Source organism: Streptomyces sp. TAA204, assembly GCF_000424965.1.
Map to the genome: position 1 here is coordinate 26,628 of NZ_KE384281.1, position 25,978 is coordinate 52,605.

Genomic DNA, 25,978 nt, shown 5'->3' on the forward strand with positions numbered 1-25,978 from the left:
CCGGGAGTTGGTCACCTGCTGCGGTGCTGGTTACTCCTGCGTGCTGGTGCCGGGCCCGGGGAGCAGGATGTGCCTGCCTGTCCTTGCGGGCGAACACTCTCAGTGACACATGGCCGAAAGGACGAAGAGCGGCCTGATGTCTCCGCGGGCACGCTGCAACAGTTGCGTACACCCGGCTCGCGCCCCGGACCTACGTCAGACGCCCCGTCCGGCAGCTGCATTCGGGCCAATTGGTGCCCCGCCTGATGGACTGCACACAAGGCAGAGGCGTGGGCGCCTCCCGCGCACGCCCACGCCTTCCCTGCACCGACGAGTTGCGGCCTCAGAACTGGCCGGCAGCCTTCTTGTCAGTAGCGCTGTAGTCGCCACTCGCGCGCCTGACCTTGTTCGCGATGTCGCTCAGGATGTTGTGGATGTGGTCAGCCTTCTGATTCCACTTCTGCTGCATCGTGTTGTACTGAGTCTGGGCTTCGCCCTCCCAGTTGGCACTGACCCGCTGGACGGCCTGCCGAATGTCCTCCAGGTCACCACGGAGCCTGCCGGCCTGCCTGTCGATGTTGCCCGCTGCCTCCTCAAGGCTGGAGTACCTTACTGCAATCTCATCGCCGGCGCTCTGGTTGTTGGATCCCACGAGAGTTCCTCCTGTTTGTCTCTAAGTCGATCGAGTCGGAAAACGAGCCTGACCGCTTGTCAGTACGAGCTCAGCTTGGAAGTGGCCGCGCCTTCGGCGCTGCCGGTGTGGCCACCCGCGACATCGACACCGCGCATCGCGGCAGCCGCTTCGTCATCCGTGTTCCCGGTCATGGTCCGCGTGGCCTTGATGGCTTCCTGGAAGTGCGTGAGCATCTGGCCCATGCGCCTCATCTCGTCGTTGACCTCGATCTGCTTCGCGTTGAAAGCGCCGGCGCCGATACCGCGCCATGCACCTTCGAGGCCGTCGATGTTCGCCTGCAGTTGAGAGAGCTGCCCCTTGATGGAGTCGAACTTCTCGCCCAACTGCCGCTCGATTTTCGCGAGCTCACTGTCCGAAAGCCTCTGCTGGCCTGCCATTTGTTGTCTCCTGTCGTGATTTCGTCCGCCTGAGAGACGCCGGTTCGTTTACATCTGGTTCCGCCTCATCCGCATGATGGCGAATGCGCTGACCAGCACAGCGACGACCCCGGCACCCAGGCCGGAGATCGTCGAGATCTGCTTGCCGTCACCCGGCTTCGAGGAGTCTGCCACCTCGCCCTTGCCGAAGGCAGGGTCTTTCCCGGAGCCGGAAGACGCCCTGGAGCCTGTTCGCTTGCCCGTGAGCGGTCTCACCCCGGGAGCCCCCGGATCTCCTTGCCCGTCCACCAGGCTGACGGGAGCACAGATCGCACCGTAAGCGTCGCAACCGACATGCCTGCTCGGGCTCTTGCTCTTCGCCTCACGTCCCACCGCGTCGATCATTACGCGAAGGACCTGATTCACAATCCGGTCGGAGTGTTTCAACCAGATCAGGGCAGCTGACACTGACGTGGGAACAGACGCAAAGCTCGTGCCGCGTTGACACTCGCAGTACCTCTCGAAGCCTCCCTTGCAGAAGGATCCGATCTCCTCACCCGGCGCTACCGGGTCGACGTCGTCGGCGATTGCGACCTTGCCACCCTCGCCGGTCTGCATGGCCTCGAAACACCACTGCTGCTCGCCGACCCTGGCCGAACCGCCCCCCTCGGCAGGCCTCATCACGGTGCTCCCCCTCCACCCGTTCTGCCTTCGCGGACTCCGAGATGCTGAGGACGTCCGATGCCACTCTAGCCACTGGCCATCGGTGTTCCAACTGCAAACCCGGGCATACGACTTGTCCCGACCGACGGGACAGTCTCCGCCGAAGCGTGTGTCCCGTTGTCAAGGGGGCGTCTGCAACAGGAGCGAATCAGCCTGTCGACGGCGAGGCGTCGGAGCTTCCTGCGGCCTTTCAACAAGGCCGCCCCGGTGGCGAATTGCCCCGCTTCCGACCTCGCCTGTGAAGACTCCGTGACGATTCCGGCATCACATGGAAGCACCGCCTCCGTCCGCGGTGCGCCCCGTCCGCCGGCGCCAGTCGCGGTAGACCTGTGCGGTACCCATGATGACGGTCACCAGTACCGCAGCGGCCACCACCGCATAGGTGCCGATGCGCTCGTTGCGCTCCTGCGCCGTCTCCCCGAGTTCCATCGACGCCGGTGTGGGCGCCTCGGCCTGGGAGATGCCCTGGTCGGGACTCGGTGTGCTGATCGGCTTCTCGTCCTCGGTCAGAGCACGGAGCGGATCGACCACGCCCCAGCCGACGAGCCGGTCGCGTCCGGCGATCGACCGCTCGGCGGTCTGCTCGATCTGTGCTATGACCTGCTCGACGGTCCAGCCGGGGTGCTCCTCCACGAGCAGTGCGGCGACGGCTGCCACGTAAGGAGCGGAGAAACTCGTCCCGTTGTCCGTGCAGTGCCCCTTCTTGGGGACGGTCGAGACCATGTCGACGCCGGGGGCCGCCACGTCGACGAAGTCGCCGGACTGCGAGAAGGGCGCGCGTTCGTTGTTGCGGTCGGCCGAAGCCACGGCCAGCACACCGGGGTACGAGGCCGGGTAGGTGTCCTTCTCCTCGCCGCCCAGACCGTCGTTGCCCGCTGACGCGACGACCACCACACCGGCTTCGATCGCCTGCTCGACGGCCCGCTTCAGTGTGGAATCGGGCTTGAGTGCTTCGGCCGTGTCCTGGGAGATGTTGATGACGTCGGCGTCCTCGCCGACGGCGTGGTCGATGGCCTTGGCGAGCGTCGCGGCCGTGCCCCTGCCGTTCTCGTCGTTCTGCCGGATCGGGATGATCTCCGAGTGGGGAGCGAGGCCGACGAAGCGGGTCACGTCGTCGTCCATCTTGCGGGCGGCGATGATGCCGGCGACTTTGGTGCCGTGGCCGAGGGTGTCCTGCGTGCCGTTCTGCTTGCCCCGGACGACGCCGGGTTCGTCCTTCTTCTTCGTCTTCGGCAGCGTGTTGTAGCCGCTGCCCGCGTCGACGGCGTCCTTGAGCTGCGGATGCTCGGCGTCCACCCCGGTGTCGATGACGGCCACACGGACACCTCGCCCCGTGGCCTCCGCCCAGAGCTTCTCCAGGTCGACGCTCTCCAGCGACCAGGGAAGTTCCTTGTGGTTCTTCGACGGGATCTCGCACTGCTCGGACGATTCCGCCGCCGCCGGAGCGGCGGTGAGCATGCCGAGCGTGCTCACCGCGAGCACGCCGGCGACAGCCGTCGCCACCCGGCGGCGCAGGCGCACCGCGCCGCCGGACGTGCCGCGCCTGTTCGCGCTGTACGTCATTCGTCCCTCCCCCGGATCAAGAACCCTGCGGCTGCCTGGCGGCCGCGGTCGACAACCGCGGGCCGGTCGGCAGGAACTGCGACCAGGTGCTGGGGATGCGCGTCGCCTTCACGTTTTCGAACCCGAGCCGTGCCAGCGCCGATTCGTTCTTCTGCCCCGCGCCCTTCGATTCCTTGCCGTCCTTGCCGATCCCGGCGTCCTCTCCCCCGCTGTCGCCGCTCTTCTGGAGTGCGTAGCGAAGGCCCGTGTCCGTCACCAGGAAGTAGCCCCCTTCCGTCGAGGTGCCGCGCACCTGCCGGAAGAGCTGCCCGGAGCCGGGGCTGACGTACGCGCTGGCGGAGCCCGTGGGGAGCTGGGCGGGGAAGCTGTCGCCCGCCCAGGTGCTGAGCTTGGTCGTGTTGCCGCTGCCGACGCCGTGCAGCACGTTGCAGAGGGTGTTGCGGCTTCCGTCGGAGAGGCTGGGCGAGTTGACGCTGCCGGAGGTGGTGCTGGGCCACTTCTTCCCGGCCAGGAACGGCTCTCCGGCGTCCCGCACCTTTGAGCCGATGACGTTGTGCGCGGTGCCCGCCTGTTTCAGGGGTTCTGCCGCCGGGCTGTTGAGCAGGAGGTTCGCCACGAAGTCCGTCACGGGGGCGATCCTGTCCTCCAGCACGACGTAGTGCTGATGCCCCCCGGCCGCCGATGCCTTGAGCACCATCCCGACCTGGTTGTACGCGTCGAGTTCGTCGAACCTCGCCTGGCCGCCCATCCCGGGCACCGTGGGGAAGCTGATGGGGTCGCCCTCCTTGAGCGTCTCCAGCCACTCCCGCGAGACGCGCTGCGGACGGTCGGAGTCGACGACCTGGTTCAGCAGGCCGCGGTCGTTCTCGACCGGGTACTTGATGCCGCTCCCGTCGACGGCGTACAGCTGGCTCTCCCCCTGCCCCTGGACGTACATCAACTCGCCGCCGCGCAGCTTGTCCTTGCCCGCGACCTTCTTCTCCTCGCGTTCGTTGAAGACGAAGGCGGCCTTCTGGGTGGCCGAACCGCCCTCGCCGCGCGGCCGTTCGCACACCACCCAGGTCTTCTCCTTGCCGGCCTCGGCTGCGTCGGGGAGGCGGTCGGGGGCGTAGGGGATTCCGATGGTGGCGCCGTGCGTCATCTCGCCCTTGTCGAGGAACTTCTCGTCGACGCTGATGGGCTTGGAACCCTGGTTGGGGTCGATCAGCAGTTTCGCCGAGGTGAGGTTGAGAACGGGGTGCAGCTGCGGTTCCTTCTTCTTGCCGGTGGTCAGCACGACGTATCTGGTGGTGGACTCGCTGCCGATGATCACGTTCTTGCCGGGCTCGTCCCACTCGTTGGGGGCCTTGGGCTTGAACATCCCCCACGCGCCGAACCCGGCCATGATGAGAACACCGACGATCAGGCCCGGTACGACCCCGCGGAGCGGCCGCGGAGCGCCCTCTTCCGTGCCCGTCGGGGAAGGCTGAAGGAACTGCGCAACCAGACGCCTCTTCGCGAAGGTGTACGCGTTGAGCTCGTCCCGCCGTGATGCCATGAGTGAATTGCCTCTCCCCGCTGACCGGTTGCCGTGGGCCATCGGACACCGTCACTGGTGCCGATTGTCGGACCGTCCCCCTACTATGCCGGTTGACGATCCTCTCCCGCTGCTCCGGTAGGGTGATCGCCCGGCCAACGCCCCGTGGGTTCAGGGGCGAATACGGACAAGAGGGGGCTTAGCGGCGATGGGAACAGCAACGCGCGCCCGGGGTGCCGCAGCCGGTCCCGGCGACCGGCCTCCGAACGGCCCTGCGGGCGCCGGCGGACCGGCACGTCCCCGCACCCCCGCCTCGACGGTGCTGCGCACCGAATCGCGTACGACGCGGGTCGGCCCGTTCCAGTTGCAACAACTCGTGCTGATCGAACTGGCACTTGTGGTGCTGGTGGTGGCCGCGGCGATCGACGAGCTGATGCTCCTGCCGGCCGGTGTCGCCGCCGCCGTGCTGCTGCTGTTCGCGCTGATGCGCCGTCACCAGCGTTCCATCCGTGACTGGCTGTCCACTCTCCTCGAACTGCGCGCGCGCAGGCGGATGGCCGCCCTGCCGCTCACCGAACGCCTCGACCCGAGCCTCGGTCCGGCGGTGGAGTGCGCGCCCGGTCTGCGCACGTACGCCTTCCTCGACCGCGACCGCCGCACGATAGGCATGCTGGGCGACGGCAGTTTCCTCACCGCCGTGGTGCGGGTGGAGGCCGGTGTCAGCGCGCTGAGGCCCGCGTTCGGAGCACGTGCGCTGCCGCTGGGGCTGCTGCGTGACGCCCTGGACGTGGACGGCATCACCCTCGAGTCCGTCCAGGTCGTGCAGCACGTGCAGCCGGCCCCGGCACCGCATCTGCCCGATCAGTCCGTGGCCAGGCGCAGTTACGCACCCCTTCAGGAGCAGACCGGCTCGCCCGCGCTGCGGCTGACATGGGTGGCCCTGAAGCTGGACCCGGAGCTGTGCCCCGAGGCTGTCGAGGCGCGCGGCGGCGGCGTCGAGGGCGCTCAGCGCTGCCTGACGCGCGCGGCCGACCAGTTGGCGAGCCGGATCACCGGAGCGGGCTTCCGTGCCTCCGTGCTCAACGAAGAGGAACTGATCGCCGCCGTCTCGACGTCGGCCTGTGCGAACCCGCTGGCGACAGCGCGCGCGAGCCAGCCCGACGCCCCTCCGGTGCGCCGCACCCAGGAGAACGCGAGGGCCTGGCGATGCGACGACCGGTGGCACACGACGTACGGGGTGGGCCGCTGGCCCGAGGTCGGCAGGGCGGCGACACCGCTCCCCCGGCTCGTCTCCTTGCTGACGGCCGTGCCGGCGCTGACCACGACCTTCAGCCTGACCATCGGCCGTGCGTCCCGGCGCCAGTCCGTCTCCGTCAGCGGACATGTGCGCGTCACCGGCCGCACCGACAACGAACTCACCCACACGCGCCGTGAGCTGGAGCGCGCCGCCAGGTCCGCGAAGGTGGGCCTGATCCGACTGGACCGCGAGCAGCTCCCGGGCGTACTCGCGACGCTGCCGCTGGGAGGTGCCCGCTGATGGCACGTGGCATGGGTCTGCTGCAGGGGCTGCGGGGGCCGCAGCGTGCGGGGCATTCGCTGCCCGCCGACGATCTGGCCGCGCTCTCCCTCCCGATAGGGGACGACGGCGTGGTCGTCGGGAGCGACGCGGAGGGGCGTCCGCAAGTGGTCGGCTTCCACCACCCCGTTCCCTACGACGTCGTGCTCATCGGCGGCCTGTGGACGGCACAGGTGCTCGCGCTTCGCACCGCCGGTACGGGCGCGAGGGTGGCCGTCGAGACGGGTCGCGCGGCGGTGTGGACGAACCTCGTCCAGGCCGCCGGTGCGGGCCAGGAGTGCATCACCCTGCACGACGTGGCGCGGGTGCCGCCGATGGGCCCGACCGTGGGAAGCCCCGTACTGGTCGTGCGGGACTGCGGAATGCGGCCTCCGCGCGGACGGGTCGCGTCCTCGGCGTGGCAGTCGGTGCTGACGCTGCTGCCGTACCTGAGCCCCGTGGCACCGCGGTTGCTGCGCAACTCCTCGCTGGTGGGCATTCAGCGGGTCTCGCCCGACGAGGCCAAGCAGATCGGCCGCATCCTTCAGCTCCCGCAGCACGAGGTCGAGGCGCTGTCCACCCTCGGGGACGGGGTGACCCTGTGGTGCACGCGGCGCGACCGGCACTACGCACTGACGCAGCCCACGGACGCGGAATCCGGCCTGCTGGGCGCCCCGCGGCGGCTCGACTGACGGCGCCGGGCGCGCCCCTCGTGAGCGAGGAGCCCCGGAGCGTGTGAGGTCGGAGGTCACGGCCCTGCCACGGTCGGCGGAACACCGGACGACAGCGGGTTCACACCCGGCGGTGAGCCGAGACGGAACCGAGACCTCGGGCTGGTTGAGTCGGTGACAGGGTCCGTCCCCTTGTGAGACCGGGCCGCTCTGCCGTGCCCGGAGTTACGGTGATTAGGCTTGATGGGCGCGCAGCAAATCGGGGTGCATGACCACAGCAGCAGGAGGCATTGTGAGCAGCGATCGGGACGAGATCCGCGACGGCGGGATGGTGCCCGACACCGATCGGCCCGATGCGGAAGCTGAGTCCGAGCACGACACGGAATCGACCGGCCAGTTCACCATCGACTACACGCCGCCCGCGTGGTACATGCAGGACGCGAACAACGCCTCCTCCGGCGCGTATCCGGCCGCACCCGAGGCCGGCCCGGGGAGCGCCGGCCACCCCTCCGGCACGGGTGGACTTCACGACACACCCCACCAAGTCGCCGACACGGGGAGCCAGGAGCCCTGGGCGGGGAGGCCCGCGGGTGCGGAAGCCCCGCAGGAGAGCGCTCCCGGCGCGCAGGGCGACTTCCCGCTGCCCACGCCCGGAGGGGAAGGCCAGCAGTCCGCGCCCGAGGGCCCGTCGGGCACCGGGCAGGACCGGGACGACGACGGCCCCCGTACGGGCGCTGCCGGGCCCGCCGAGCCCGCTCCTGCGGGACCTTCCGCGCAAGAGGGGCCTGAGGGGCCTGCCGGGCCTGAGGGATCTGCCGGAGAACAGGAAACGCCGGGCACCTCGTCCGGGCCGGGCGCGGGCACTTCGGGCGGTCCGCACGAGCCGGCCGACGGCGCCGGTGACATCGAGGACGGCGCGACGATGCGGTTCTCCGCCGCCGCTCTGCGCCGTGAGATCGCCGAGGTCGCCGCGGCCAAGGAGCGTGAAGGGGCCGGCGCGGAGGGTGCTGCGCCGGGGGACGCAATGAGCGGGTCCTCCTCCGGTACGGACGGGAGCGGCGGCAACGCGGCCCGGCAGGCCGGTACTTCAAGCGGATCTTCCTCCGCCCCGGGCGCGGACGGAACCGACGGAACCGACAGCGGCGCACCCGGCGGGCCGCAGGACGCCGTGCCGCCGTACGCGTCGTCCGACGGCCGGCAGCAGCCGCAGTGGCCCGGTGTGCCGGACAGTGCCTCCGGTCCCGCTCCCGGCCCGGAGCAGCCGCCCGGTGTCCCTCCGCTGCCACCCGAGTACCAGCCCGCCAACCCGCCCTCGGCGGGCGATCCTTGGTCCTCCACCCCTCCCGGGCACACACCGCCCGTACCGGAGCAGCGCGGTCACCACCAGCCCGGACAGCACCAGCCCGGTCAGCCCCTGCCCGGGCAGCAGCACGGCTACGGCTTCCCGCAGCAGGCCGGGCCGCCGCAGCCGGGACAGCAGCCCAGCGGCGACGCGGTGCCGCAACCGCCCCCTCAGCCTGGCCAGGTGCCCGGCCAGGCCGTCCCCCCGGCACCGTCGGCTCCGCCCAACCCGCCCCAGCAACCCGGCGGTTACGGCTATCCCCAGCAGCCCGCGGGGTACGGGTACCCCCAGCCGGGCGGTTACGGCTATCCCCAGCAGCCGGGAGCGCAGGCACAGCAGCCCTACCCGCAGCAGGCGGGGCAGCAACAGCCCGGCCCGCCCCCCGGTGGCTACGGTTACCCCCAACAGCCGGGGCAGCAGCCGGCGCAGCCGCAGCAGCCCGGTCAGGCACAGCCCGGTCAGCCCGACCCCGGTCAGGCACAGCCACAGCAGCCCGTCGACCCCCGCCGCCAGAACCAGGGCGGCTCGCCCCTCGGTTACACCGCCGCGGTCGAGCTCTCCTCGGACCGGCTGGTAAACAGCAAGCGGAAGCCCCGTTCGCAGAACCCGGCCCGCAGCTCCCGCTTCCGACTCGGCAGCAAGAAGGAGGAGGCCGAGCGGCAGCGCAAGCTGGATCTCATCCGCACGCCGGTCCTCTCGTGCTACCGGATCGCGGTCATCAGCCTCAAGGGCGGCGTGGGCAAGACCACCACGACGACGGCTCTGGGCTCGACCCTCGCGACCGAGCGCCAGGACAAGGTCATCGCGATCGACGCCAATCCGGACGCGGGCACGCTCGGCCGCCGGGTGCGCCGTGAGACCGGGGCGACGATCCGCGACCTGGTCACGGCGATCCCGTATCTCAACAGCTACATGGACATCAGAAGGTTCACGTCGCAGACGAGCGCCGGTCTGGAGATCCTCGCCAACGACGTGGACCCGGCCGTCTCGACGACCTTCAACGACGACGACTACCGCCGCGTCATCGACGTCCTCGGCAAGCAGTACCCGATCATCCTCACCGACTCGGGCACGGGTCTGCTCTACTCCGCGATGCGCGGAGTCCTCGACCTCGCCGACCAGTTGATCATCATCTCGACCCCTTCCGTGGACGGCGCGAGCAGCGCGAGCACCACGCTCGACTGGCTCTCCGCGCACGGGTACGGCGAGTTGGTGCAGCGCAGCATCACGGTCATCTCGGGCGTCCGCGAGACCGGAAAGATGATCAAGGTCGAGGACATCGTGTCGCACTTCCAGACGCGCTGCCGCGGCGTCGTCACGATCCCCTTCGACGAGCATCTCTCCGCCGGCGCCGAACTCGATCTCGACATGATGCGCCCCAGGACCCGCGAGGCGTACTTCGACCTGTCGGCGCTGATCGCCGAGGACTTCGCTCGTGCCCAGCAGGAGCAGGGCCTGTGGACGGCGAACGGGCAGCCGCCCCCGCAGCTGGCCCCGCCGATGCCGGGACAGCCCGGCCAACCGCCCATGCCGGGAGGGCAGTTCCCACCTCAGCAGTACCCGGGCCAGCCACCGCAGCCACCGCAGCAGCCCTACGGGCAGCCTCCGTACGGGCAGCCACCGCAGCCGCCCTACCCGCAGCAGTAGGGGCGCCCACAGCCACGTCACGCGGCGGCGACAGGACGATGATCCGTCGCCGCCGCGGAAACGTCACGTGCTGCGTGCTGCGTGACGGACGGCGACACCGTCCGTCAGCGTCTCACCGCTGCCCTCGGTCCGCCTTCGCCACCAGGTCACGGCAGCGGTCGACGTCCTCGGCCATTCGCTCCAGGAACGCCTCCAGCGTGCCGAACTTCTCCTGTCCGCGGATGTAGGTGAGGAAGTCGACGGCCACGTGCATCCCGTACAGATCGAGGTCCACACGGTCGATGGCGTACGCCTCGACCGTCCGCTCGGTCCCGTTGAACTGCGGATTCGTGCCCACCGAGATCGCCGCCGGCATTCTCTCGCCGTCCGCGGTCAGCCAGCCCGAGTAGACCCCGTCGGCCGGGACGGCGGTGTGCGGGACCGTCTCGACGTTGGCCGTGGGGTAGCCCAGTTCCCGACCGCGCTGGGCGCCCCGCACCACCACGCCCTCGACGCGGTGGGGACGCCCCAGCACCTCGCTCGCGCCCTCGACTGCGCCCTCGGCCACCAGTCGCCTGATCAGGGTCGAGGAGAACGGCTGGCCTCCGCCGGCGTCTCCCCGCTCGAACAGGTCCACGACGACCACCTCGTAGTCGTACGTCCCGCCCAGTTCGGCGAGGAAGGTGACGTCGCCCGCCGCCCTGTGCCCGAAGCGGAAGTTGGGGCCCTCCACGACGCTCAGGGCGTGCAACTTGTCGACCAGCACCTTCACCACGAAATCGGAGGGCGTGAGCTGGGAGAACTCGGACGTGAACGGCAGCACGAGCACCGCGTCCACCCCCAGCTCGGCCATGAGTTCGGCGCGCCGCGCGTGCGGGGCGAGCAGCGGCGGGTGGCTGCCCGGGCGCACGACCTCGCTCGGATGCGGATCGAAGGTGACGACGACGGCGGGTACGCCCAGTTCGCGGGCGCGCGCCACGGTCCTGCCGATGATCAGCTGGTGCCCGCGGTGGACCCCGTCGTACGAGCCGATGGTGACGACACTGCGCCCCCAGCCCTCGGGGATGTCCTCCAAGCCACGCCAGCGCTGCACGTCACTGCTCCTCGCCGATACCGATGGTTCGCCGGTCCAAGGGTGCCATGCCGCTGAGCAGCGCCCTCACCGGACCCGCGCCTGCGCCCCGCGGCTACGCCTGCCCGTGTGCGGTCCCGCACACGCGGCGTGCGCCCGGTCCCGCGACCGCGCTCCACGCTTCGGGAGCGGCAGTGGTCCAGGTGCGCAGGGCCCCGGCGAAGCCGGGCACCTCGCGCGCCAGCTCGACCAGGCGGCGGTCGAAGTACGCCGCGCCCTCGGACGTACGTGCCATCTGCGTCCCGATCCGCCGCACCAGCTCGCCCACGCCGTCCGCTTCGCCCTCCGCCCCGCCGATCGCCCCGCCGTCCGACCCCCCTTCCGACGAGCCTCCGTCCACCGGGCCGCGCACCCCGCCGAACTTCCCGCCCTCCCGTCTCTCCTCTCCCGCGATCGTTAGCCCGCCGCCCGTCACCACCGCTTCGAGCCCCGCGTCGAGCACCGTCAAGTCGCGTTCCCCCACGAGCAGTAAGTCCAGCAGTTCGTCCCGCACCGGCCCGCTCTCCGCGGCCCCGAGCGTACGGGCGAGACTGGCCCGTACAGGTGCGTGCGGCGTGCACACCAGCGCGTCGGTGAGCGGCTGGAGCCCTGCGCGGCCCTGCACACCGTGCGTGAGCCGGCATCGCACGAACGCGCCCAGCGCCTCACCCGCCCTCTCCGGGCGCAGCTCCGCGTACTCACGCACCAGCTCCGCCGTGGGCCGCGCCAGCTCCTCCTGGCGTACGACCCCCAGCGCCTCCACCAGGTGGTGCGCGCCGCTGCCCGGCTCGCACAGTCTCCTGCGGAAGGCGGCCAGCACCGGCCCGGGCCGGCCGTGGAGAAGCCCGGTGAGTGCGTCGGCGAGGTGCGGCGCTCCCGTGGCGGCCAGCAGGTCGACGGACGCGTCGAGGTACGGCTCGGGGTCGGCGGAGATCCGCAGCATCAGTGCGAGCGAAGGCGCGTGCGTGGGCTCCTCCGGATCGCCAGGGCGGCTGCCGAGCAGGGCTCGTGCGGCACTCTCCAGATGTGCGCGGTCGGCGTCCGTACGGGCGTACCGGGCCGTCAGCAGTCCGTACTCGGCGGCGGCGGTGCGCCGAAGGCTCCGCTCGTCACCCGCCCAGCGTTCGACGGCACGGCACATGGCGGCGGGTTCGTCCTGCGCGAGCTCGGCGAGCAGTTCGTCCGCGCGCGGGTGGCAGGTGTCGGTCAGCAGGTCGAGCAGCGCTTCGGTGGTACGCCGCCGGTGCGCGTAGAGGAGGGCCTGCGCGGCCGCCGCGACGGTCGGCTGCGGCACGCCCTCCGCGCCCTCCGTGCCCTCCGTGCGGGCGGGTCCGCTCAGAGGACGGCGGTCGGTGAACCAACCGCACAGCAGGGGCGCGACTGTGGCTGGTTCGGCGGCCGTCAGTTCGTCGACGAGGTTCAGGCAGCGCTCGCTTCCGCGGGCACTCTCCGCCCCGTGCGGAGGGTCGGCGGGCAGAAGTACGCGCAGCAGTTCGATCAGCTCGGTGGTCGGCAGCGCCAGCCGCCGCCAGAACCACGGCCCGAAACCCGCCGCGTCACGCCCCGCGGCGATGCGTCCGGCCAGGGCGTGCAGCACACCGGTGTACGGTCCGGCGTCCGCCGCGCTCAGCAGCGTCTCCCCGAGCAGATGGGCGGCCCACCAGGCGCTCTCCGCGTCCGCGTCGAAGCAGGCGTCCGCCAGCGGACGCAGGCGCCGCTCCAGCGCGTGCGTGCCGTCCACCCGTTCACACATCAGGAGTGCCTGCACGACGGGACCGATGCGGTGACGGGGCACCCGCGGTGCCGCGACGGCGCCCCGCGCGCGGCCGCCGGGACCGGACCGCCCGGCGTCCGCGCAGGCCGGCGGGCCCACGAGGCTCTCCACGGCCGCGTCCACGTCCAGGTGCCGGCCCTGCAGCCACTGGCCGAACTCCTCGTCGGCGAAGCGGTATCCGCCGCCCGCCGGTTCGAGGACGCCTTCGGTGAGCACAGCCGACGCCCAGCCGCCCCGCCGTGGGAAGGCGTCCTCGAAGCCGGCCGGGTCCACCGCGCCCTGCCCGCGCGCGAGTGCGCTCCGCGCCGCCTCGTGCAGCCCTCCGGCAGCCAGCGCGGCCAGCCGCCGTACGGCGGCGCCACGTGCCGTACGGCCCTGTGCGGCGGCGACCGTGCGGGCGATCCGGAGCGCCGCGAGGTCGAGGTGTGCGGAGAAGATCTCCCAGCGGCGCGGCGGGGCGGAGCCGCGCACTGCGGAACCACCCAGCTCTGCGCGCAGATCGCCGAGCATGCGCACCGTGAGCGGATGGGCCGCGTCCGCCTCGGCGAGAGCGCCCTCCTCAAGGCCGTACCGTTCGCGGGCACGCTCGGCCTGCGCCTTGGACAGGTCGCCCATGAGCACGCAGGGCGGCAGAACGGTACCGCCGTGCGTGCCCGTCCCGACGGAGCCGCCACCGAGTATGGCGGGCGGGTACAACGCCCCTGCCTCTTCCCAGTGTTCGGGCCCGCAGGCGATCACCATCCGGGCGCCGGACGCCCGCAGCCAGCTCGCCGTTCCCGCGGTCCACCGCCGCAGCTGACGGGCGAGTTGCTCCGGCATCTCCTCGGGTGCGTCCAGCAGCACCAGGAGCGGACGTTTCGCGTCCCGTGCGAGCCGGGCCACGACATCGGCCCGCGGCGCGCCGTCGTCGCAGCCGTCCGCTCCCCCGTCCTCCGAGCAGGCCTCCGAGCCGGCATCCCGGCCGTCCGCTCCCCCGGTCCGGCAGCCCGCTCCCCCGTACTCGCCGGTGGCGCCGAGCGGGTCCTCTCCCGCCGCCCCGGCGACCGCGCGGTCCGCCCGCGTCAGCGCCCGTCCCACGGCCTCACGAAGGCTGCCGTCGCCGGCTCTCAGGTCTGCGCCGCGCAGCCACACGGTGGGAGCGGGGGTCGCCTCCTCCGCGCGCCGCTCGGCGAGTGCGGCGAGCTCCGTCGTACGCCCCGACCCGGGAGGCCCCACGAGAGCCGCCGTGGAGGCGTCGCTGTCGAGGAACCGGCGTAAGGCGTCGGAGACTTCGGCGCGGTGGACGCGCCGCACAGACCGCACCCGCCCCACGGCAGGACGCACCGACTCGGCCGTCAGCCGCAGTGCTCCGGCCAGGTTGAGGTCGGGGCCGAATCCTGCGACCGTCGCGCCGTTACGGGCGATCAGCGCGCCCAGCGGCCCGTCCGGTTCCCAGCGGCCCGCTGCCCGCAGCGGCACCGCGAAACCGGCGGAGCGGCCCGGCACGTGCAGAGCCGTACCGAGCACCGCGAGCACCGCTCCGCTCGCCGCGTCCAGCACGGGCGAGCCGGAGGCGCGTCTGCTCAGGCGCAGTTCGACCGCGGCGGCCTCGGGCAGGGCCAGTTCCAGAACCTCTTCGAGTGCGTGGAAGCGGTCGGTCGAGGTGTAGGTGACGGTGGCGGTCCCGGCCAGGTGTGCGTCCGTCCAGCCCGCCCGCAGGGCCGGTGAGTGCCCGGTGCCCAGCCGGACGGCGGTACCCGCCGGTTCCGCACGCTCCGCGGCGATGACGAGCGGGGCCAGGCCGAGCCCTTCCGTACGGATGAGAGCGAGGTCCCATTCGGGGAGCGGGGTGATGTCGGCCGTCTCCGCGAGGTGGCTGCGCTCCTCGGCGGTGCTGACGACGACGCGGCCGAGACCGTCCACGGCCTCGTGGCTGGTGACCACCGTGCCGAGTTCGTCGGCGAGGAAGCCCGTGCCGCGCGGGCGTCCGGCCAGATCGCAGATCCGCACCAGCGCTGGATCCGTCAGCACCGCTCCCATCAGCACCGCCCCTCGCCCGAACCCTGCCGCCGGGTTCCGTCCCAGCTCCCCGACGGTAAGGGGAAGTTGATCAGCCGGAACAGGCCGCTCGGCGAACGCGCCCCCGGCTGCGCCCTCGGCTCACCCCGAGCGCCCGGCCGTTGGAGTGAATACCCGCCCGGGCGCGGAATTCTGCACGCGGGGCTCTACACGAAGACGGCGAGGCTCTTCGCCCGGCCCCCGTGCTCCTCCACCAGCGCCACGAAGCGGCCGTCCGGCCCGAAGACCGCGACCGGCGTCCCCGGGCCCCCCGGCTCTCCCGGCTCTCCCGGCTCTCCCGGCACGAACTCCTGTGCGGGCATGCGCAGTTGTGCTCCGTTGCCGATCAGCCGGGCCTGCTCCGCGTCCACGTCCCAGCGGGCGAAGACCGCCGCTGCCGCCTCGTCGAGCGGAAGCACCCCGAGCGCCGCACCCCCGTCGAGGTCCTGCTGCAACTGCTCCAGGGTGCGGGCCTCCTGGAGCCGGTACGGCCCGACGCGCGTACGGCGCAGTGCCGTGAGGTGACCCCCTGTGCCGAGGTCGGCGCCGAGGTCGCGCGCCAGCGCGCGTACGTACGTGCCCGACGAACACACCACCGAGACCAGCAGGTCCGTGACCGCCGTGCCGTCCCCCGCCTGCTCCTGGCGCACCTCGTGCACGGCGAACGAGGAGACGGTGACCGCACGGGCGGCGAGTTCGACCTCCTGGCCCTCGCGCACACGCTGGTAGGAGCGCTTGCCGTCGACCTTCACCGCGCTGACCTTCGAGGGCACCTGCTCGATGTCGCCGGTGAGCTTCGCCACGGCAGCATCGACATCCTCACGTGCGAGGCCGAAGGCCCCTTCGGTCGCGGTGAATTCACCCTCCGCGTCATCCGTGAGGGTGCTCTGTCCGAGCCGGACCGTGGCGACGTACTCCTTCTCGGTGAGGGCGAGATGACCGAGCAGCCTGGTGGCCTTCTCGACGCCGATGACGAGCACGCCGGTGGCCATCGGGTCCAGCGTCCCCGCGTGCCCCACGCGCCGCGTACGGGCCATGCCGCGCAGCTTGGCGACCACGTCGTGCGACGTGAAACCGGCGGGCTTGTCGACGATGACGAGCCCGCCGGGTCCGTCGTCCTTCTTACGTGCCACGGGTCATTCGTCCTCGGCCTGCTCGTCGTCCGCGGGTTTGCGGTAGGGGTCGGCCCCGCCCGCGTAGTCCGCGCCCGATGACGCCTTGCGGACCTCCTCGTCCGAGGCCTTGGCCCTGGCGAGAAGGTCGTCGATGGTACGGGCGTTCTCCGGCAGGGCGTCCGCGACGAACGTGAGGCTCGGGGTGTGCTTGACACCCGCCGCGGCACCCACGGCCGTCCGCAGCATCCCCTTGGCGCTCTCCAGCCCGGACGCCGCGGCCTTGCGGTCCTCGTCGTCCCCGTAGACCGTGTAGAAGACGGTCGCCTCCCGCAGATCGCCGGTGACCCGGGTGTCCGTGACGGTCACGTGTGTGCCGAGCCGCGGGTCCTTGATCCCTCGATGAAGCTTCTCCGCGACCACTTCACGGATGAGGTCTGCCAGCCTCTTCGCCCGCGGGTTGTCGGCCACTGGTCCCTCTCCTTGCTAATCGTCGTCTTCTCCGTGGAAGCGCCGCCGAACCGACAGCAGTTCCACCTCCGGGCGCCCGGCGATCAGCCGTTCGCACCGGTCCAGTACGTCCGTCACATGCCCCGCGTCCCCCGACACCGCCGCCACTCCGATCGTGGCACGGCGGTAGAGGTCCATTTCCGCCACCTCGGCCACGCTCACCGCGTACTTGCGCTGCAGTTCGGCGACGATCGGGCGGACGACGGAGCGCTTCTGCTTGAGCGAACGGACGTCGCCCAGCAGCAGATCGATGCTCAAAGTCCCCACATACACAGGGATGATCGTAGAAGATGCGGGCGGGGCCGATCGACGGAGTTTGTCTCCGCCGACCGGCCCCGGACCGGCTACGGGTTCAGCGCGCAGCGGCGTCAGCCGCGGGGCTTCTCCCGCATCTCGTACGTCGCGATGACGTCGTCGATCTTGATGTCGTTGAAGTTTCCGAGGTTGATACCGCCCTCGAACCCGTCGCGGATCTCGGTGACATCGTCCTTGAAGCGGCGCAGCCCCTGAATGGTGAGGTTCTCCGCGACGACCTTCCCGTCGCGCAGCAGACGGGCCTTGGTGTTCCGCCTGACCTCGCCGGAGCGGATGAGAACACCCGCGATGTTGCCGAGCTTGGAGGAGCGGAAGACCTCGCGGATCTCCGCCGTACCGAGCTCGACCTCTTCGTACTCCGGCTTGAGCATGCCCTTCAGGGCCGCCTCGATCTCCTCGATGACCTGGTAGATCACCGAGTAGTAGCGCACGTCCACGCCCTCGCGCTCGGCCAGCTGCGTCGCACGCCCCTCGGCGCGGACGTTGAAGCCGATGACGATCGCGTCGGAGCCGGTCGCCAGGTCGATGTCGGTCTCGGTGACCGCACCCACACCGCGGTGCAGGATGCGCAGGTCGACCTCTTCGCCGACGTCCAGCTGCAGCAGCGAGGACTCCAGCGCCTCGACCGAACCGGACGCGTCGCCCTTGATGATGAGGTTGAGCTGCTGCACCTCGCCGGCCTTGAGCACCTTGTCCAGGTCCTCCAGGGAGACCCGGCGGGTGCGCTTGGCGAACGCGGCGTTGCGCTCACGCGCGGCGCGCTTCTCGGCGATCTGACGGGCCGTACGGTCCTCCTCGACCACCAGGAAGTTGTCGCCGGCGCCCGGGACGTTGGTCAGGCCCAGGACCAGGACGGGAGTCGCGGGACCCGCTTCCTTGATGTTCTCGCCCTTGTCGTCGAGCATCGCCCGGACCCTGCCGTAGGCGTCGCCCACGACCATGGTGTCGCCGACGCGCAGCGTGCCGCGCTGGACCAGCACGGTCGCCACGGCGCCGCGACCACGGTCGAGGTGCGCCTCGATCGCGATGCCCTGGGCGTCCTGCTCCGGGTTGGCCCGCAGGTCGAGCGCGGCGTCCGCGGTCAGTACGACCGCTTCGAGCAGCGCTTCGATGTTCTCGCCCTGCTTGGCGGAGATGTCGACGAACATGGTGTCGCCGCCGTACTCCTCGGCCACCAGGCCGTACTCGGTCAGCTGACCGCGCACCTTGGTCGGGTCGGCACCCTCGACGTCGATCTTGTTGACCGCGACCACGATCGGCACCTCAGCCGCCTTGGCGTGGTTAAGCGCCTCGATCGTCTGCGGCATGACGCCGTCGTTGGCCGCCACCACGAGGATCGCGATGTCGGTCGACTTGGCACCGCGGGCACGCATGGCGGTGAACGCCTCGTGACCGGGGGTGTCGATGAAGGTGAGCTTGCGCTCCTCGTCGTTCACCTCGGTCGAGGCCTGGTAGGCGCCGATGTGCTGGGTGATGCCGCCGGCCTCGCCCGCGATGACGTTGGTCTTGCGGATCGCGTCCAGCAGACGCGTCTTGCCGTGGTCGACGTGACCCATGACGGTCACGACCGGCGGACGCGGCATGAGCGCGTTCTCGCCACCCTCGTCCTCGCCGAACTCGATGTCGAAGGACTCGAGAAGCTCGCGGTCCTCCTCCTCCGGGCTGACGATCTGGACGACGTAGTTCATCTCCTCGCCGAGCAGGCCCAGCGTCTCGTCGGAGACGGACTGCGTCGCGGTGACCATCTCGCCCAGGTTGAACATCACCTGGACCAGCGACGCCGGGTTGGCGTTGATCTTCTCCGCGAAGTCGGTGAGCGAGGCGCCGCGCGAGAGCCGTACGACCTCGCCCTTGCCGCGCGGAAGCATCACGCCGCCGACCGACGGCGCCTGCATCTGCTCGTACTCCTGACGGCGCTGCCGCTTCGACTTGCGGCCACGACGGGCCGGACCGCCGGGACGGCCGAACGCGCCCTGCGTGCCGCCGCGGCCACCGGGACCGCCCGGACGGCCTGCGAAACCGGGACGACCGCCGCCGCCACCACCGGGACGACCGCCGAAGCCGCCGCCACCACCGGGACGACCGCCGCCGCCACCGCCGCCGGGACGACCGCCGAAGCCGCCGCCACCACCGGGACGACCGCCGCCGCCACCGCCGCCGGGACGCGGACCGCCCTGGCCGCCGCCACGGCCCGGGCCCGGACGCGGAGCGGCAGCGGGACGCTGCGGCATCATGCCCGGGTTGGGCCGGTTACCGCCGCCGGGACGCGGACCACCCTGGCCGCCGCCCTGCGGACGCGGCATGTTGCCCGGAGTGGCACGGCCACCCGGAGCCTGCGGGCGCGGACCGCCCTGGCCCTGACCGGGCTTGGGAGCGCCCTGACCGGGCTGCCCCGGCTTCGGCGCGCCACCGGGACGGGGTGCCTGCGGGCGCGCCATACCGGTCGAACCACCGGACGTGAAGGGGTTGTTGCCCGGGCGCGGACCCGTCGGGCGACCGCCGCCCGGCTTGGGCGCGCCACCGGGACGTGCGCCCTGGCCGCCACGGCCGCCCTGGCCCTGACCGGGCTTGGGAGCGCCCTGACCGGGCTTGGGTGCCTGCCCCGGCTTGGGAGCCGCACCGCCCGGCTTGGGGGCTTCCGCGTCGGCGGCGGGCGAGGTGAACTCCGGCTTCGCCGGACCCGGCTTCGGGGCGCCCGGCTTGGGCGCCTGAGTCTGGTCGGCAGCGGGAGCAGCCGGGGTCACGGGGCCTCCGGCCTCGCCCTCGGCGGCCGGTGCGGGAGAGGCGGGAGCCTCCGGTGCCGGCTTGGGGGCGCCCGGCTTGGGCGCCTGGGTCTGACCCGGCTTCGCGCTTCCCGCGCCGGGCTTGGGTGCCTGCCCCGGCTTGGGGGCGGCGGGCTTCGCGGCGGCCTTCTTCGGCGCCGACGGTTTCGCTGCGGACTTCTTCGCGCCGCCGGCTCCGCCGGAACCCGCGTCGAAGGCGTCGGTCAGCTTGCGCACTACCGGCGCCTCGATCGTCGAGGACGCCGAGCGGACGAATTCGCCCAGTTCGTTGAGCTTGGCCATGACGACCTTGCTCTCGACTCCGAGCTCCTTCGCGAGCTCATATACCCGGACCTTAGCCACTTCGCTCCTTACGGTCCGGGGGGCTCATCGCCGCCGGACCTTCTCTACTTATGCATGGGCGTACTCATCGCGTACTCATCGAGTGCTCATCGCAATCTCGACCTACTTCCGACTCGCGAGGTACCTCTCCGCACGGAGGGTTCCGAACGGACTGTCTTACGGTTTCGCCTGCTTGATCTGCTCCACCTGCTGCCGCAATTCCGCCAGATCGAACGGCCCCGGGCCACGGAAGGCCCGGTTGAACGCCCGTCGGCGGACAGCCTGGTCGAGGCATACCGACGTGGGATGCAGATACGCGCCCCGGCCGGGCAGCGTACCGCGAAGATCGGGGACGCACCGCCCCCGGCTCAGCACCACACGCAGCAGAGCGGGTTTGTCCGAGCGTTCCCGGCAGCCCACGCAAGTGCGCTGAGGGCATGCTCGGACACGCGTCCGGCCAGACACTGTAAGTCTACCTCCCCGCACCGCCATTCCCCCCGGGGGGTGAGCGGGCACCCCTCTGGTTTCAGCCCTGTTCGGCAGCCTGCCCGGGAGCCGGTTCCGGCTCGGCCGAGACGGCCTCACCCGCTTCGGCGGTGTCCGGGCGGATGTCGATGCGCCAGCCGGTCAGCCGGGCCGCGAGACGGGCGTTCTGGCCCTCTTTCCCGATGGCCAGGGACAGCTGGTAGTCGGGCACGGTCACGCGTGCGGACCGCGCCGCGAGATCGACGATCTCGACCTGATTCACACGGGCCGGCGACAGTGCGTGGGCGACCAGCTCGGCAGGGTCCTCGGACCAGTCCACGATGTCGATCTTCTCACCGTGCAGCTCCGCCATGACGTTGCGCACCCGGCCGCCCATCGGGCCGATGCAGGCGCCCTTCGCGTTCAGGCCGGAGCGCGTGGAGCGTACGGCGATCTTCGTACGGTGGCCAGCCTCCCGCGCGATGGCGGCGATCTCCACGGAGCCGTCCGCGATCTCCGGCACCTCCAGCTCGAAGAGCTTCCTGACCAGATTCGGGTGGGTGCGGGAGAGCGTCACCGACGGCCCCCGCACGCCCTTGGCGACGCGCACGACGTACGTACGCAGACGCGTGCCGTGCGAGTAGTCCTCACCGGGCACCTGCTCCTGCGGCGGCAGGATCGCCTCCAGCTTGCCGATGTCCACCAGCACGCTCTTGGGGTCCTTGCCCTGCTGGACGACACCCGCGACGACGTCTCCCTCGCGTCCCGCGTACTCGCCGAAGGTGACCTCCTCTTCGGCGTCCCGCAGCCGCTGCAGGATGACCTGCTTGGCGGTGGTGGCGGCGATGCGGCCGAAACCCGTGGGGGTGTCGTCGAACTCGCGCGGCTCGGAGCCCTCGGCCACCTCCGACGGGCCCTCCTTCGCCCAGACCGTCACGTGCCCGGTCTTGCGGTCCAGCTCCACACGCGCGTCGCGGTGGCTGCCGTCGGTGCGGTGGTAGGCGATGAGGAGGGCGGACTCGATCGCCTCCACCAGCAGATCGAGGGAGATCTCCTTCTCCCTCACCAGCCCCCGCAGGGCGCTCATGTCGATGTCCACGGCTACGCCTCCTCCTTGCCTTCCTCGTCAGCGGCCGCGGACCCGTGCTGATCTGTTCTCTCGGCGGCCTTGCGGTTGAACTCGATCTCGACGCGGGCCTTCGCGATGTCCGCGAAGGCGAGCCGGCGCGGGGTGGGCCTGCGTCCCTTCACGCCCGGCACCTCAAGATCGACGCCTTCGTCGTCGACACCGGTCAGACGGGCCGTCAGCTCGCCGCCTCCGGCCCGCTCCGCGAGGTGTGCCCTGACCAGCCGTCCGACGGCGCGGCGGTAGTGCCGCTGCTCGGTGAGGGGACGGTCGGCGCCCGGTGAGGTCACTTCCAGCACGTAGGGCGAGCCGCCCATGACGTCTGTCTCGTCGAGGACTTCGGAGAGCGTGCGGCTCAGCTCGGCGCAGGTGTCGAGCTGGACCCCGTCGTCGGAATCGACCACGACGCGCAGCACGCGGCGCTTGCCGGCGGGGGTCACCTCGATCTCTTCGAGATCCAGCCCCTTCTCGCCGGCGAGCGGCTCCAGCAGTTCGCGCAGCCTCTCGCTCTGGGTGGTGCTCATCCGGGTGACTCCTCGGCCGCGTGTGCTGTTGTAGGGGGCCTGGTGACGGGGGTGTCTGCCGGTCCAAGCCTAACGTCTGACGCGCGCAGCGCCGACCAGATGGGCGATCCCCGCGGGATGTCACGGACGTACGGGTACGCATGGGGCAGTGAGGGTGGCCCGGCGGCGCGTTCGAACGCTCGCGGGTACGCTCACGTGGCGGTGATCACCGCCACAGATGTTCGCCCCAGAATTCTGCCGCGCGATGCCGGCCTTCCCGAGGGAGTTGCCCCCATGCCGCTCACACCGTCACCGGAAGGCGGGCCGCCCAGGCGGTCGGTGCTGGCCGGGACGCTGAGCACGCTGGGCCCCCTCGGAACACTGTCCGTCCTCGGCACCACCACCGGATGTTCGAGCACACCGGACACCGAGGACGAGGCGCAGGCCGCCCGAACGGAGGACCGGCTGCGCCGGACGGCGACCCGGCAGAGCCGGACACTGCTGGAGCGGTACGAGGCGACGGCCGCGGCGCACGCCGGTCTCGCGGACCGGCTCCGTCCGCTGCGCGCCGCGACGGCACGCCACGCAGAGGCCCTGGACGGGAAGAGCGCGGGCAGGGACGGCAGCAACGGGGGCGAGCGGAACAGCAACGGCGAGGCCGGCAAAGACGGCAAGGACGGCAGCAAGCACCACAGCGAGGACGACAGCGGGAAAGGCGCGAAGGAGCCCGGCGGCGCCGTGCCGGGCGACGAGGAGGAGGCACTCTCCGCCCTCAGCGAGGCCGAGCGCCGCACCTCGCGCGAGCGTACGGCCGCACTCGTCACCGCCCCTCCGGGACTGGCGCGGCTGCTCGCGTCGGTCGCCGCGGCGGGCGCCGCCCACGCCTACCTGCTGGATTCCCACATGGGCGACGGGGAGGACGACGACGCATGAAGAAGCTGGTCGACGCCGTGCAGGCCGCGCTCGCCGCCGAACACGCCACCGTCTACGGCTACGGCGTCGTCGGCGGCCGCATCGACAGGGACCGCAAGGACGAGGCCCGGCAGGCACACGACGCACACCGCGCCCGCCGGGACGCCCTGCAGCGTGAGGTGCGCGACCTCGGCGCCGATCCGGAACCGGCGGCCGCCGCATACTCGCTCCCCTTCGCGGTGCCCGACAGCTCCGCGGCGGTACGGCTCGCCGCGGAACTCGAGGACCGGCTGGCCGGGGTGTACGCGGATCTCGTGCGGCACAGTGAGGGCGACCGCAGGCGGGACGCGGCGGCGGCGGTACGCGAGGCGGCGGTCCGGTCGGTGCGGTGGACGGGCAGCAGCGTAGCCTTCCCTGGTCTCACCGAACGCACCGCGTCCGAGAGCCCGGCACCCTCCGGGTCGCCCGCACGCAGTGGGACGTCCGGCTCGCTCTGACCGCACGCCGTACGGAGAGCCGCCGGTACCCGAGAGCTGTCCGACCACCGCCGGCGAGAAAGGTCCACGTCTCCGCATGCCTTCTGCACTGCCTCTCGACCCTCCGCAGCGGCTCGTGCGCTCCCTCGGTTCGCAGCAGGGCCACGTCGGCGAGCAGCTGGGACTGGCGGGCGAGGGCTGGCTACGGGAGCTTCCCGGACTGCTGGAGCGGACGCTGGAGCGGTGGGAGCTGAGTCCGGAGCGCGTGGTCTCGCCGGGCGGCAGGAGCAGTCTGGTGGTGCTGGTGCGGCAGGCCGACGGCACGCCCGCGGCGCTGAAACTGCTCGCCCCGTACCTCTTCAGCGCGCCGGAACGCACCGAGAGGGAACGCGCGGCGCTGCTCCGCTGGAACGGCTGGGGCTCGGTACGGCTGTACCGCTCGGACGTCGGGAGCGGAGCGCTGCTGCTGGAGCGGCTGCACGGTGAGGTGTCGCTGCGGTCGCTGCCCGAGGCGAAGGCGATGCTCGAAGCCGCCTCCGCCGCGCGGCGGCTGTGGGTTCAGCCCCAGGACGCGGACGAGGACCGCGGCGCCCCGGCGCTCGGCACGGTCGCCGCGCACACGGCCGCGAGCAGCGCCTTCCTGCGCTCCTCCACCCCCGAGGAGGCGTGGCCGCTGCGGGACGAGGCACTGGATGTGCGCGAGGGGCTGCTGGCCGACACGGCCGAAGAGGTGCTGCTGCACGGGGACTTCAGACAGGGGGCGGTCCTCTCGTCCGACTCCGAGCGGGCGCCGTGGCTCGCGACGGGCCCGGACCCCCTGCTCGGCGAGCGCACGTACGACCTGGCGCGGCTCGTACGCGACCGGCTGCACGACCTGGTCGCCTCCCCCGGTGCCGCCTCGGCGACCCGCCGGCGGCTGCACAAGCTCGCCGACTCGCTGGAGGTGGACCGGGAACGGCTGCGGGGCTGGTCGCTCTACCGTGCGGTCGAATCCGGCGTACGCCATCTGCGGAGCGGGAACCGGGAGGACGGCGAACTGCTGCTGGAGTTCGCGGGCTGGCTCTGACGCCCGGGCGCGCGCGTACGCACGGGCCCGGGGACGCGCGTGGCCCACGGTCCTGCGGTCTGCGGTCCCGAGGGGCGCCGGTTCACAGTGAGATGGCGCCGGTCAGGAAGGCCGCTGCCGTCATCACCAGAGTGGTGCCGAAGGCCCAGCCGAAGATGAAGCGCTGGTGTTCACCGAGCTGAACACCCGTCATGCCGACGAGGATGAACGTGGAGGCGGTGAGGGGGCTGAGCGGGAAGCCCGTTGTCATCTGCCCCAGGATGGCCGCCCGGGCGACTTCCGCCTCCGGGGTGCCGAATCCCTGTGCCGTCTCGGAAAGCACCGGCAGCACACCGAAATAGTAGGCGTCCGGGGTGAGCGCGAGGCTGAGGGGCATGCCCGTCACGGCCACGGCTCCGGGGAGATGACCGCCGACGGACGCCGGGATGACGGAGACGAGAGCCCGCGCCATCTCTTCGATCATCTTCGTCTCGGTCAGCACGCCCGTGAGTACGCCGGATGCGAAGATCATCGTGGTGACCAGTACGACGTTCTTGCCGTGCTTGTCGAGCAGCGCCTGCTGATCCTCCCACCGTGGGTGGTTGACGAGCAGCGCCACGGCGAAGCCGAGGACGAACAGCACCGGAAGCGGCATCACCTGAAGCACCAGGCAGACGAGCAGGATGAGTGTGAGCGTCGCGTTGAAGACGGCCAGCCAGGTGCGGGGACGGCCGGTGGCGGTCTGCGGCGCGGAGCTGTCACCCGCCTCACCCCGGCCGCCGACGCCCTCGCCCTCGCTCTGGCCGTCCCCGTCGGCGGCGGTCACCGCGCCGATACGGCCGAGGCGGTTCCGCTCACGGCGCCCTATCAGGTACGTGGCCAGCAGGACCCAGGCGATGCCGCAGGCCATGGCGGGGAGCACGGGAACGAAGACCTCGGAGATGTCCAGCTCGAGTGCCGCCGCGGCACGGACGGTCGGCCCGCCCCAGGGGATCATGTTCATCACGCCCGCGCCGAGGCAGATGATGCCGCTCAGCACCAGGGGGCGCATGCCCAGCCGGCGGTATACCGGCAGCAGGGCGGACACGGTGATCAGGAAGGTGGAGGCACCGTCGCCGTCGAGGGCCACGCACATCGTCAGTACCGCCGTGCCCATGCATATCCGCAGCGGATCCCGCCGGGCCAGGCGCAGGATGCCGCGTATGAGGGGGTCGAAGAGCCCCGCGTCCACCATCAGGCTGAAGTAGAGGACTGCGAAGGCGATCATGATGCCCGTCGGCGCGACGGTCGAGAGACCGGAGAGGATCATCTCCCCGAGCCGGTCGCCGAAGCCGCCCACCAGCCCTGCGAGCACCGGCAGGAGCACCAGGGCGACGAGGACCGAGACCCGTTTGGTCATGGTGAGCAGCAGGAAGAGGCCGATCGTCGTGAAGCCCAGGGCTGCCAGCATGGTCTCTCGCTCT

At 71.4% G+C, this 25,978-nt stretch carries 21 protein-coding genes; 6 read left to right on the forward strand and 15 right to left on the reverse strand.

Annotated elements, in window-relative coordinates; all coding sequences use genetic code 11:
* Positions 1–322 precede the first annotated feature (322 nt).
* The 5 genes from H343_RS0124765 to eccB all read right to left on the reverse strand — a co-directional run bounded on the left by H343_RS0124765 (position 323) and on the right by eccB (position 4,852).
* A complete protein-coding gene (locus H343_RS0124765; RefSeq protein ID WP_051265981.1) occupies positions 323–631 on the reverse strand; it encodes a WXG100 family type VII secretion target in 309 nt (102 codons plus the stop codon).
* Positions 632–690: 59 nt separating this feature from the next.
* Positions 691–1,050 carry a WXG100 family type VII secretion target gene (locus tag H343_RS0124770; RefSeq protein WP_028433309.1) on the reverse strand — a complete coding sequence of 120 codons (360 nt, stop codon included), beginning with the start codon at positions 1,048–1,050 and terminating at the stop codon, positions 691–693.
* Positions 1,051–1,098: 48 nt separating this feature from the next.
* A complete protein-coding gene (locus tag H343_RS0124775; RefSeq protein WP_028433310.1) occupies positions 1,099–1,710 on the reverse strand; it encodes a hypothetical protein in 612 nt (203 codons plus the stop codon).
* Between the two features lie 306 nt (positions 1,711–2,016).
* A complete protein-coding gene (gene mycP, locus H343_RS0124780; protein WP_078506090.1) occupies positions 2,017–3,315 on the reverse strand; it encodes a type VII secretion-associated serine protease mycosin in 1,299 nt (432 codons plus the stop codon).
* Between the two features lie 16 nt (positions 3,316–3,331).
* Positions 3,332–4,852, reverse strand: coding sequence for a type VII secretion protein EccB (gene eccB / locus H343_RS0124785; protein WP_028433312.1), 1,521 nt, complete (start codon positions 4,850–4,852; stop codon positions 3,332–3,334).
* Positions 4,853–5,039: 187 nt separating this feature from the next.
* Here eccB and eccE point away from each other — a divergent pair, with 187 nt between their 5' ends.
* The 3 genes from eccE to H343_RS0124800 all read left to right on the forward strand — a co-directional run bounded on the left by eccE (position 5,040) and on the right by H343_RS0124800 (position 10,046).
* Complete coding sequence (gene eccE / locus H343_RS0124790; RefSeq protein WP_028433313.1) at positions 5,040–6,368, forward strand: type VII secretion protein EccE; 1,329 nt, start codon at positions 5,040–5,042, stop codon at positions 6,366–6,368.
* Complete coding sequence (locus H343_RS0124795) at positions 6,368–7,078, forward strand: hypothetical protein (RefSeq protein ID WP_028433314.1); 711 nt, start codon at positions 6,368–6,370, stop codon at positions 7,076–7,078. The genes eccE and H343_RS0124795 overlap by 1 nt, the downstream gene beginning before the upstream one ends.
* 271 nt (positions 7,079–7,349) lie before the next feature.
* On the forward strand, positions 7,350–10,046 hold the full coding sequence (locus H343_RS0124800) for an SCO5717 family growth-regulating ATPase (protein ID WP_028433315.1): 2,697 nt from the start codon (positions 7,350–7,352) through the stop codon (positions 10,044–10,046).
* A gap of 112 nt (positions 10,047–10,158) precedes the next feature.
* Here H343_RS0124800 and H343_RS0124805 read toward each other — a convergent pair whose 3' ends face one another.
* The 9 genes from H343_RS0124805 to rimP form a co-directional block, all read right to left on the reverse strand.
* On the reverse strand, positions 10,159–11,118 hold the full coding sequence (locus H343_RS0124805; protein ID WP_028433316.1) for a bifunctional riboflavin kinase/FAD synthetase: 960 nt from the start codon (positions 11,116–11,118) through the stop codon (positions 10,159–10,161).
* 94 nt (positions 11,119–11,212) lie between these two features.
* Positions 11,213–14,920, reverse strand: coding sequence for a trypsin-like peptidase domain-containing protein (locus tag H343_RS0124810; protein ID WP_158679617.1), 3,708 nt, complete (start codon positions 14,918–14,920; stop codon positions 11,213–11,215).
* A 194-nt stretch (positions 14,921–15,114) separates the two neighbouring features.
* Positions 15,115–16,080 (reverse strand): tRNA pseudouridine(55) synthase TruB, encoded by a 966-nt coding sequence (truB, locus tag H343_RS0124815; protein ID WP_028433318.1) that lies wholly within the window; start codon positions 16,078–16,080, stop codon positions 15,115–15,117.
* A 3-nt stretch (positions 16,081–16,083) separates the two neighbouring features.
* Positions 16,084–16,530 (reverse strand): 30S ribosome-binding factor RbfA, encoded by a 447-nt coding sequence (gene rbfA, locus H343_RS0124820; protein WP_028433319.1) that lies wholly within the window; start codon positions 16,528–16,530, stop codon positions 16,084–16,086.
* Between the two features lie 15 nt (positions 16,531–16,545).
* Positions 16,546–16,842, reverse strand: coding sequence for a DUF503 domain-containing protein (locus H343_RS0124825; protein ID WP_028433320.1), 297 nt, complete (start codon positions 16,840–16,842; stop codon positions 16,546–16,548).
* 95 nt (positions 16,843–16,937) lie between these two features.
* Positions 16,938–20,009, reverse strand: a complete 3,072-nt coding sequence (gene infB, locus H343_RS0124830; protein WP_028433321.1) for a translation initiation factor IF-2 — start codon at positions 20,007–20,009, stop codon at positions 16,938–16,940.
* 156 nt (positions 20,010–20,165) lie between these two features.
* Positions 20,166–20,453, reverse strand: coding sequence for a YlxR family protein (locus H343_RS0124835; protein WP_078506091.1), 288 nt, complete (start codon positions 20,451–20,453; stop codon positions 20,166–20,168).
* 61 nt (positions 20,454–20,514) lie between these two features.
* Positions 20,515–21,552: a transcription termination factor NusA gene (gene nusA / locus H343_RS0124840; RefSeq protein ID WP_028433323.1), complete on the reverse strand. Its 1,038-nt coding sequence runs from the start codon at positions 21,550–21,552 to the stop codon at positions 20,515–20,517.
* 2 nt (positions 21,553–21,554) lie between these two features.
* Positions 21,555–22,103, reverse strand: coding sequence for a ribosome maturation factor RimP (rimP, locus tag H343_RS0124845; protein ID WP_028433324.1), 549 nt, complete (start codon positions 22,101–22,103; stop codon positions 21,555–21,557).
* A 273-nt stretch (positions 22,104–22,376) separates the two neighbouring features.
* Between rimP and H343_RS0124850 the strand changes: the two genes are divergently transcribed.
* The 3 genes from H343_RS0124850 to H343_RS0124860 all read left to right on the forward strand — a co-directional run bounded on the left by H343_RS0124850 (position 22,377) and on the right by H343_RS0124860 (position 24,536).
* The gene (locus H343_RS0124850) at positions 22,377–23,015 is read left to right on the forward strand and encodes a hypothetical protein (RefSeq protein WP_051265987.1); all 639 of its coding nucleotides are present in this window, start codon (positions 22,377–22,379) and stop codon (positions 23,013–23,015) included.
* The gene (locus H343_RS0124855; protein WP_028433326.1) at positions 23,012–23,491 is read left to right on the forward strand and encodes a ferritin-like domain-containing protein; all 480 of its coding nucleotides are present in this window, start codon (positions 23,012–23,014) and stop codon (positions 23,489–23,491) included. Before H343_RS0124850 ends, H343_RS0124855 begins: the two co-directional genes overlap by 4 nt.
* Before the next feature lie 76 nt (positions 23,492–23,567).
* Entirely contained in the window at positions 23,568–24,536 is a 969-nt protein-coding gene (locus H343_RS0124860) for an aminoglycoside phosphotransferase family protein (RefSeq protein ID WP_028433327.1), read from the forward strand.
* 82 nt (positions 24,537–24,618) lie between these two features.
* Here the strand turns inward: H343_RS0124860 and H343_RS0124865 are convergent, their stop codons facing one another.
* Positions 24,619–25,965, reverse strand: a complete 1,347-nt coding sequence (locus H343_RS0124865) for a citrate:proton symporter (RefSeq protein WP_028433328.1) — start codon at positions 25,963–25,965, stop codon at positions 24,619–24,621.
* Between the last annotated feature and the right edge of the window lie 13 nt (positions 25,966–25,978).

Bases quoted from the DNA above. Each gene is read 5' to 3' on its own strand.
- H343_RS0124770 (WP_028433309.1), bottom strand. From the start codon at position 1,050: ATGGCAGGCCAGCAGAGGCTTTCGGACAGTGAGCTCGCGAAAATCGAG.
- H343_RS0124775 (WP_028433310.1), bottom strand. From the start codon at position 1,710: ATGAGGCCTGCCGAGGGGGGCGGTTCGGCCAGGGTCGGCGAGCAGCAG.
- mycP (WP_078506090.1), bottom strand. From the start codon at position 3,315: ATGACGTACAGCGCGAACAGGCGCGGCACGTCCGGCGGCGCGGTGCGC.
- eccB (WP_028433312.1), bottom strand. From the start codon at position 4,852: ATGGCATCACGGCGGGACGAGCTCAACGCGTACACCTTCGCGAAGAGG.
- eccE (WP_028433313.1), top strand. From the start codon at position 5,040: ATGGGAACAGCAACGCGCGCCCGGGGTGCCGCAGCCGGTCCCGGCGAC.
- H343_RS0124795 (WP_028433314.1), top strand. From the start codon at position 6,368: ATGGCACGTGGCATGGGTCTGCTGCAGGGGCTGCGGGGGCCGCAGCGT.
- rimP (WP_028433324.1), bottom strand. From the start codon at position 22,103: ATGAGCACCACCCAGAGCGAGAGGCTGCGCGAACTGCTGGAGCCGCTC.
- H343_RS0124850 (WP_051265987.1), top strand. From the start codon at position 22,377: ATGCCGCTCACACCGTCACCGGAAGGCGGGCCGCCCAGGCGGTCGGTG.
- H343_RS0124855 (WP_028433326.1), top strand. From the start codon at position 23,012: ATGAAGAAGCTGGTCGACGCCGTGCAGGCCGCGCTCGCCGCCGAACAC.
- H343_RS0124860 (WP_028433327.1), top strand. From the start codon at position 23,568: ATGCCTTCTGCACTGCCTCTCGACCCTCCGCAGCGGCTCGTGCGCTCC.
- H343_RS0124865 (WP_028433328.1), bottom strand. From the start codon at position 25,965: ATGCTGGCAGCCCTGGGCTTCACGACGATCGGCCTCTTCCTGCTGCTC.